6 protein-coding genes are annotated in these 7,285 nt (G+C 68.4%); 4 read left to right on the top strand and 2 right to left on the bottom strand.

What is annotated here, in order from left to right:
* Positions 1-172 precede the first annotated feature (172 nt).
* The 4 genes from ASD67_RS04065 (at position 173) to ASD67_RS04050 (ending at position 4,749) form a co-directional block, all read left to right on the top strand.
* Complete coding sequence (locus tag ASD67_RS04065) at positions 173-2,350, top strand: phage tail protein (protein WP_056343787.1); 2,178 nt, start codon at positions 173-175, stop codon at positions 2,348-2,350.
* Positions 2,351-2,362: 12 nt separating this feature from the next.
* Positions 2,363-2,809 (top strand): DUF2793 domain-containing protein, encoded by a 447-nt coding sequence (locus tag ASD67_RS04060; protein WP_056343782.1) that lies wholly within the window; start codon positions 2,363-2,365, stop codon positions 2,807-2,809.
* Between the two features lie 135 nt (positions 2,810-2,944).
* Complete coding sequence (locus ASD67_RS04055; protein ID WP_056343780.1) at positions 2,945-4,069, top strand: OmpA family protein; 1,125 nt, start codon at positions 2,945-2,947, stop codon at positions 4,067-4,069.
* Positions 4,070-4,323: 254 nt separating this feature from the next.
* Positions 4,324-4,749 carry an ExbD/TolR family protein gene (locus tag ASD67_RS04050; protein WP_056343777.1) on the top strand — a complete coding sequence of 142 codons (426 nt, stop codon included), beginning with the start codon at positions 4,324-4,326 and terminating at the stop codon, positions 4,747-4,749.
* Positions 4,750-4,771: 22 nt separating this feature from the next.
* On the opposite strand, the gene ASD67_RS04045 is transcribed toward ASD67_RS04050, so the two are convergent.
* Both ASD67_RS04045 and ASD67_RS04040 read right to left on the bottom strand, forming a co-directional pair.
* On the bottom strand, positions 4,772-5,308 hold the full coding sequence (locus ASD67_RS04045) for a DUF1993 domain-containing protein (RefSeq protein ID WP_056343774.1): 537 nt from the start codon (positions 5,306-5,308) through the stop codon (positions 4,772-4,774).
* A 32-nt stretch (positions 5,309-5,340) separates the two neighbouring features.
* Entirely contained in the window at positions 5,341-7,161 is a 1,821-nt protein-coding gene (locus ASD67_RS04040; RefSeq protein WP_082544834.1) for an ABC transporter transmembrane domain-containing protein, read from the bottom strand.
* Positions 7,162-7,285: the final 124 nt, after the last annotated feature.

The raw sequence follows: 7,285 nt of genomic DNA, 5'->3' as shown, positions 1-7,285 counted from the left end.
GGGGCCGACGCCGTCAGGCGTCGTGCAAGCTTTCGGCCCCTCCACCACGCTCTTCGGGCGCGGTCCCCCTCCCCATGGCCTATGGCCACAGGGAGGATTTATATGCCCGCTACCGCGCGAAATCGGCCATCGCGCGGCGTCCCGCACCCCCCCTTTTTCGAGGAGCATAGTCATGGCAACCTTGGTGCTGTCGGTCGTCGGTCAGGTGATCGGCGGGCCGATCGGGTCGGCGATCGGCGCGTTCATCGGGCAGCAGATCGACGCCGAAATCTTCAAGCCAAAGGGGCGCGAAGGGCCGCGGCTGGCCGATCTGAAGGTGCAGGCGTCGACCTATGGCCAGCCCATCCCGCAATTGTTCGGGACGATGCGCGTCGCCGGCAGCGTGATCTGGGCGACCGATTTGATCGAGCGGCGTGAGAAGCATGGCGGCGGCAAGGGGCGGCCGTCGACGACCGAGTATAGCTATGCGGTGTCGCTCGCGGTGGCGCTGTCGTCGCGGCCGGTGCGTGCGATCCGGCGCATCTGGGCCGACGGCGACCTGCTGCGCGGGACGAGCGGGACGTTCCGCGAGCGCTGCGCCTTTCGCTGGTACGACGGGAGCGAGGACCAGCCGGTCGATCCACTGATCGCCTCTGCGGTCGGCATCGGGTCGGCGAGCGCGTTTCGCGGGCTGAGCTATGCGGTGTTCGAGGACCTGGAGCTGGCGAGTTTCGGCAACCGCATTCCGGCGCTGAATTTCGAGGTCGAGGCCGATGCGGGTCCGATCGATGCGGGGCTGGTCGGCGATGCGCTGCTCGGCGAGGCGGGGCGCTGCACGGGACGCACCGCCTTTTCGGGCTATGCGGCGTCGGGCGACCGGGTGCGCGAGGCGCTGGCGCCGCTGTTCGAGGCCGACGGGGTGCGGCTGGTCGGGGCGGCGGACGGTTGGACGCTGGCGCCGACGGGACTGGCCGGCGATCCGGTGGCGCTGGGCGATTTCAGCGAGGCGCGGCGGATATCATCGGCGCGCGACGGGACCGAAGTGTGCCGGGCGCCGCTGTCGGCGCTGCCCGGGGCGATCCGGCTGCGGCATTACGAACCCGAGCGCGACTATCAACTCGGCCAGCAGAGCGCGCTGGTCGCCGGCGGCGGGCGGCGCGAAGACCGGATCGACCTGCCGGCGGTGCTGCCGGCGGGCGGTGCCCGGGCCCTGGCGCGGCAGATCGCCGCGGCGGCGGCCGACGGCCGCGAAACACGGGTGTGGCGCGGCGACCTGGCCGCGTTGGCGCTGCCGGTCGGCGGGGTGGTGACGTTGAACGATGCGAGCGCGTGGCGCGTGGCGTCGCGGACGGTCAAGGATGGCGAGGTCAGGATCGAGCTGCTGCGTCACCAGCCGGTGACGATCGCGGACGGGGAGGTCGATCCGGGGGTATCGGTGTCCGCGCCCAACTGGCCCGACAGCGAAGGCGTGGTACGGCTGTTCGACCTGCCGAACCTCGGCGGCGGCAGCGCGACCGCGCCGCAGATCCTGGTCGCGGCGGCAGGAGGCAATGACGGGTGGCGCGGGGCCGAGACATGGCTGGTTCCGGCGCCGGGCGCCGAGCCGATCCCGGTCGGGACGATCCGCCCCGCCGCGGCGCTGGGAGCGCTGGCGGCGGCGCTGGGTCCCGGCGACGCGACGCTGTTCGACATGGAACATAAAATATTGGTTTCGCTGATGAATCCGTCGATGGTTCTGATGTCGGTCGACGATGCGGCGCTGCTCGGCGGCGCGAATCGCGCCATGATCGGCGACGAGTTGATCCAGTTCGGTGTCGCCGAAGCGCTGGGCGAAACGACCTGGCGGCTGTCGCGCCTGCTTCGCGGGCGGGCGGGGACCGAGCGGGGCGCGGCGCATGCCGCCGATACGCCCTTTGTCCTGCTCGACGATGCGGCGCCGTTTCTGCTTCCCGATGCGCTGGCGGGTTGGGCGGATGGCGGCATGGCGTCACTGCAATGGGCGGCGCGCGGCGGCGCCGAACTGACCGAGGTGGCGGTGCCCGATACGGCGGCGGCGCTGCGCCCGCTGGCGCCGGTGCATGGCGCCGTCGCCGACGATGGCGCGGGCGGGATGCTGGTCGCATGGGTGCGGCGGAGCCGGACCAATACCGGCTGGCGCGACGGGATCGACCTGCCGCTCGGCGAAGGACGCGAGGCCTGGCGGGTGATGGCAGAGCCTCCGGTGGCGGGCAGCGGTCCGTGGGAATGCCCCGCCGCATCGCTGCACCTCGGCGCGGCGGAGGTCGCGGCGCTGCCGCCCGGTACAAGTCTCGCGATCTGCCAGGTCGGCGATTTTGCCCTGTCGCTGCCGCTCATTCTTCCCCTCGATTGAAAGGATTAGGTGATGACCGACCTGTCGAGCACGGCGCGTTTCGCGCTGCCCCTGTTGGCGATGGCGCAGGCGCAGAAGGAGGTAACGCACAATGAGGCGCTGACCCTGCTCGATGCGCTGGTACAGCCGGTGGTCGAGGACGGGCCGCAGACCGTCCCGCCCTCCGCACCGGTCGCCGGGCAGGGCTGGATCGTCGGTGCGGGGGCCAGCGGGGCGTGGGCCGGCAAGGATGGCGGGCTGGCCTTGTGGACCAGCGGCGGATGGCGCTTCGTCGCACCGCGGCCGGGCATGCGGACACACCGGCTAAGCGACGGAAGCTGGCTGCGCTTCGACGGTGTGGCATGGGTTGAACCCGGCCCGATCGCGAGTCCGGCGGGGGGAGCGACGGTCGACTCCGAAGCGCGTGCGGCGATCGCCGCGCTGATTCTGGCTCTTGTCGGCCATGGTCTTCTGATTTAAGGCTGAATTTACCTATTATCGCCCGGCAAGTGCGGCTTTTTGGCAACAGATTGGCAATTTGTTCGCTTGCGCGGAACCAAAGGCGGGGGTAGGACGTCTGCGAGACGTAAATCTCAATTGAAAGGGGAATCTACTATGAGGAAGCTTGCCGCCGCCGTGGCGTTGGCCTCCACCGCCCTTGCGACGCCTGCTCTGGCGCGCGACGACTCCTGGTACGTAGGAGTTGGGGGTGGTGTCATGATCGTCGAAGATCTCGATCTCGACATCGGCACCTTCAACAATGCAGGTACGCTCGACCACAAGAAGGGTTACGACTTCGAAGGCGTCGTCGGCTATGATTTCGGCGGTTTCCGCGCGGAAGTCGAAGTCGGCTACCGCGAAGCCGACATCAAGGCCGGCCGTTTCAACACCCCCGGCATCCCGGGTTCGGCCAATGGCACGGGTAACCTGGTTACCGGCAGCTATGCCATGAATGGCGATTCGAACGCGCTGAGCTTCATGGTCAACGGCATGCTCGACTTCGGCGACGATGACGGCCTTCAGGGCTTCGTCGGCGGCGGCGCCGGTGTGGCTCGCGTCGATGTCGCTCCGGTCTTCGCCGGTCCGTTCCTCGACGATTCGGACACCGGCTTCGCATGGCAGGCCATTGCGGGCGTTCGCGCTCCGCTGACCCGCAACATCGATGTCGGCCTGAAGTATCGCTTCTTCAACGCCAGCAACCTCGACCTGGTCGATCAGCGCGGCCGCGACGTTTCGACGCGCTTCCGTTCGCACTCGATCCTCGGCACGCTGACGTTCAACTTCGGTGGTGCGGAACCGGTGGCACCGACGGCACCTCCGCCGCCCCCGCCGCCTCCGCCGCCCCCGCCTCCGCCGCCCCCGCCCCCGCCGCCGCCTCCGCCGGTTTGCGAGCCTGGCCCGTACATCGTCTACTTCGACTGGGATCAGTCGAACATCACGCCCGAAGCGGCGTCGACGCTGGACAACGCCATCAGCGCTTACAACCGTGGCTGCTCGGGTACGCAGGTTTGGCTCGCCGGTCACGCTGACCGTTCGGGTTCGGCCAAGTACAACGTCGGTCTGTCGGAACGCCGCAACACCGCGGTTCGGAGCTATCTCACCGCTCGCGGTATCTCGGATGGCTCGATCAGCGCAGAAGCGTTCGGCGAAAGCCGCCCGGCCGTTGCAACCGCCGACGGCGTCCGCAACGACCAGAACCGCCGCGTGGAAATCAAGTACGGCCCGGGTTCGGGCAACTAAGATTTCCCGCCCGGTTGGGTTGGAACCAAAAGAGGGGCGGTACCGAAAGGTGCCGCCCTTTCTTTATGCGCGCGGCGGGTCGGGCGTTGTCCGGTCCGGCGCGCTTTTTGTTTGCGCCGTCTCTATAATGTTATACCATAACAAAAGATCGGTGACCGCTTGCGAGCGGCGCAAGGGGGCCGATCGATAGCGGGACCCGGCTGCGACGATCGACAATGTCGTGCCGGCGCCACGCTTCGACAGGGAGAGAGACGATGCGCCGACGTCGCAGCATTTTCCGGAGCGATCCTAATGCCAGTCCGGTGATCAACACCACCCCGCTGATCGACGTGATGCTGGTGATGCTGGTGATGTTCATCATCACCATCCCGTCGCCGACGCACATGGTCGACATCACGTTGCCGGGCGAAATCGACGGACCGACCGACGTGCGGGACGAGAACCGCATCACCGTCGATACGGCGGACACGATCCGCTGGAACGGCGAGGCGGTCGACCTCGCGCAACTGGGCAAGCTGGTGAAGCTCGCGTCAGATCGTGCCGAGCCCGCGACGCTGATGTTCGAACCCGAGGCGCGGGCGCGCTATTTGCGGGTCGACCAGGCGATCGGCGCGATCCGCCGCAACGGCGGCAGCAAGCTCGCCTTTCCCGGAATACACCAATATGGCGGGTTGATCTGAGCGGCGCGGTGCCTGCTGCCGGTCAGGCGGCGGGGGCCGTCCCGGGCCGCAGATAGGTCAGCATATAGTTGACATAATCGACCTTGCCGAGCGGCACGCCCATGTGGCGGAGCACGGCATAGGCGGCGACGAGGTGGAAATAATATTGCGGCTGCGCCCAGTCGCGGACGTAAGTCGACGCGGTCATGTCGAAGGCCATGCCGTTGGGCAGGTCGAAGCCCACGGGGCGGCCGGGATCGCTGTCGATGGTCGCGGCGTCAACGCTGTCGAGCCAGGCCAGCGTCGCGGCGAGCTGCGCCTGGAGGCCGGCGAAGTCGGCGGCGTCCTCTGCGAATTGCGGGGCACCGGCGGCGCCGAGGCGGGTGAGCGCCTGGATCGCCTGCTGGCACGAGAAGCGCACCTGCGACGCGAGCGGGAACATGTCGGGGGCGAGCCGCGCGGCGATGAACTGCAGCTCGCCGACGCCGTTTTCAGCACCCCAGCCGAGCGCCTTGTCGAGCTGCGCCGACAGCGCGCGGAGGCCGTTGCGATAGGCGGGTACCGTGAAGTCGTAGAGCATCGTCTTGTCCTTCGAAGGGGAAACGGGGGAGGTCAGGCGGCGTGTTTGTCCTGGAACTGGAGCCGCGCGAGGCGGGCGTAGAGGCCGTCGGCGGCGACGAGCGCGTCATGCTTGCCCTCCTCGACGATGCGGCCGTCGTCCATCACGATGATGCGGTCGGCGGCGCGCACGGTGGCGAGGCGGTGCGCGATGACGATCGTCGTGCGGTCGTGCATCAGCGCCTCGAGCGCGTCCTGCACCAGCTTTTCGGATTCGGCGTCGAGCGCCGAGGTCGCTTCGTCGAGCAGCAGCAAAGGGGCGCGGCGGAGCAGCGCGCGGGCGATGGCGACGCGCTGGCGCTGGCCGCCCGAGAGGCGGGCGCCGCCCTCACCCATGAAGGTGTCGAGCCCCTGCGGCAGCTTGGCGAGAAACTCCTCGGCATTGGCGGCGCGCGCCGCATCCCACAATTGCTCGTCGGTGGCGTCCCAATTGCCGTAGCGCAGATTGTCGCGCGCCGAGGCGGCGAAGATCACCGTTTCCTGCGGCACCATCGCGATGCGCGCGCGGATGTCGGCGGGGTCGGCGTCGATCAGCGGAATGCCGTCGAGCAATATGCTGCCGCCCTGCGGATCGTAGAAACGCTCGGCGAGCTGGAAGAGGGTCGACTTGCCGGCGCCCGAAGGGCCGACGATCGCGACGGTCTCGCGCGGGGCGATCGCGAGGCTGAAGTCATGGAGCGCGGGGGCGTCGGGGCGGGTCGGGTAGCGGAATTCGACATTGCGGAACTCTAGCGTGCCGAGCGGCGGGTCGGGGAAGCGGCGCGCGTTGGCGGGCGGCGCGATGCTGGGTTCGGCGTTGAGCAGCTCGGAGAGGCGTTCGGCGGCGCCGGCGGCGCGCAACAGGTCGCCATAGACTTCGGTGAGGGCGCCGAAGGCGCCCGCGACGAGTCCTCCGGTGAGCACGAAGGCGGCGATCGTGCCGCCGGTGATCGTCCCCGCGGCGACACCCGCGGCGCCGTACCAGAGCAGAGTGGTGATCGCGCCGAAGAGCAGGCCGATGACGATCGCGGTCATGATCGCGCGAAGGCGAATGCGGCGCTTCGCGGTGGCGAAATTATTCTCGACCGCCAGCGTGAAGCGGTCGGCCTCGCGGCTTTCTTGCCCGAAGGCCTGGACGATCTTCATCGCGCCCAATTGTTCGGCGGTGGTCGCGCCGATGTCGGCGACGCGGTCCTGGCTCGAACGCGAGACATTCTGCAGGCGGCGGCCGAGCAGCACGATCGGCATGATGATCACCGGGATACCGAGCAATATGCCGCCGGTGAGCTTTGGCGAGAGCGAGAAGAGATAGATGATACCGCCGATGCCCATCACGGTGTTGCGGAGCGCGACCGAGACGGTGGTGCCGACGACCTGTTCGATGACGGTGGTGTCCGACGTCATCCGCGAGGCGATTTCCGACGGGCGGTTTTCTTCGAAAAAGCCGGGGGCGAGGCGGAGCAGATTCTTCTGCACCGCCTGGCGGATGTCGGCGACGGTGCGCTCGCCGAGCCAGCTGACGAAATAGAAGCGCAGCGCGGTCGCGACCGCGAGCAGCAGCACGATAACGTAGAACAGGCGGAAATGCGGCGCAACGTCGCCGCCGCCGGCGACGAAGCCGCTGTCGATCATTTCCTTGAACTGCCAGGGGATGGCAAGCGTCGCGAGCGCCGCGACGCCGAGCGCGACCGCGGCGATCAGCAGTTGCAGCGGGTAGCGGCTGGCGTGTTGCCAGATCATCCGCAAGCTGTCGAGTTTGCGTGGACGCTTGTCCGGCACGCCGGACGATTCGAGAGCGGGGGAGGGAGAGGCCGGTTCGTCTGATCTTGTCGCCATGGCCCGGCCCTAGCAGCGGCGATGCCGCCGCTCAACGCCGCAGAATGGTGCGGGGCTTCATGGGTTGTGAAGTGGGGGTGGAGGATGCTTACTACCGGCGATCGCGGAGAGGGGGCGGAACCGG

The organism is Sphingopyxis sp. Root1497, from assembly GCF_001427085.1.
GTDB lineage: Bacteria > Pseudomonadota > Alphaproteobacteria > Sphingomonadales > Sphingomonadaceae > Sphingopyxis.
Note: the sequence above shows the minus strand (reverse complement) of the source record. Positions and strands in the feature narration are given on the sequence as shown.

Coding starts and splice junctions, on each gene's coding strand:
- ASD67_RS04060 (WP_056343782.1), top strand. CDS start 2,363: ATGACCGACCTGTCGAGCACGGCGCGTTTCGCGCTGCCCCTGTTGGCG.
- ASD67_RS04040 (WP_082544834.1), bottom strand. CDS start 7,161: ATGGCGACAAGATCAGACGAACCGGCCTCTCCCTCCCCCGCTCTCGAA.
- ASD67_RS04065 (WP_056343787.1), top strand. CDS start 173: ATGGCAACCTTGGTGCTGTCGGTCGTCGGTCAGGTGATCGGCGGGCCG.
- ASD67_RS04055 (WP_056343780.1), top strand. CDS start 2,945: ATGAGGAAGCTTGCCGCCGCCGTGGCGTTGGCCTCCACCGCCCTTGCG.
- ASD67_RS04050 (WP_056343777.1), top strand. CDS start 4,324: ATGCGCCGACGTCGCAGCATTTTCCGGAGCGATCCTAATGCCAGTCCG.
- ASD67_RS04045 (WP_056343774.1), bottom strand. CDS start 5,308: ATGCTCTACGACTTCACGGTACCCGCCTATCGCAACGGCCTCCGCGCG.